This window comes from Streptococcus cuniculi (assembly GCF_004570575.1).
Lineage (GTDB): Bacteria > Bacillota > Bacilli > Lactobacillales > Streptococcaceae > Streptococcus > Streptococcus cuniculi_A.
Map to the genome: position 1 here is coordinate 1 of NZ_SPPD01000063.1, position 508 is coordinate 508.

The 508-nt window shown below is 44.3% G+C and carries 1 pseudogene; it reads right to left on the minus strand.

From position 1 onward, the window contains the following. Positions 1 to 340 (minus strand): annotated as a pseudogene (locus tag E4T82_RS12040) (group II intron reverse transcriptase/maturase); the annotation flags it as partial. Positions 341 to 508: the final 168 nt, after the last annotated feature.

The window sequence follows — 508 nt, forward strand, 5'->3', positions numbered from 1 at the left end:
TTACTCCACCATTAGGCTTCGGAATTTCTACCCGTTTGACTGGTGCTGGTTTATACTTGCCCTCACGCAAACTAGCGATCAATTCCGTCTTATTTTCTCTGAGATATGGCAGAAGGTCATTGACTGTCATATCGTCAATGCCTGCTGCCCCTTTATTTCTCTTAACTCGCAAATAAGCCTGATTAAGGTTATTGCGGTCCAAGACTAAGTCTTGGATAGTGACACTCATACCTTTACCTTCACCATAATCGGTACTACGCGCCCTTGTGTACTTTCGGTTTTCCAAACCTATCCTCGACAAGCGGTCAGCTTGTTGTTCTGTTTTCTGCGATTGTCGCACCTGATTACACCTCCGATATAAGTTACAAGTTATTGTCGTTCAGTCCTTCATCTGATTACTCAGACTACTATGACCTCGGCTGACTTCTGGCTTACTCAACGCTACATCACTGCACCGCTTGTTTCTGTGGAAATTAAACTTATTCCTCTTGTCGGAAACGTGTAGGCC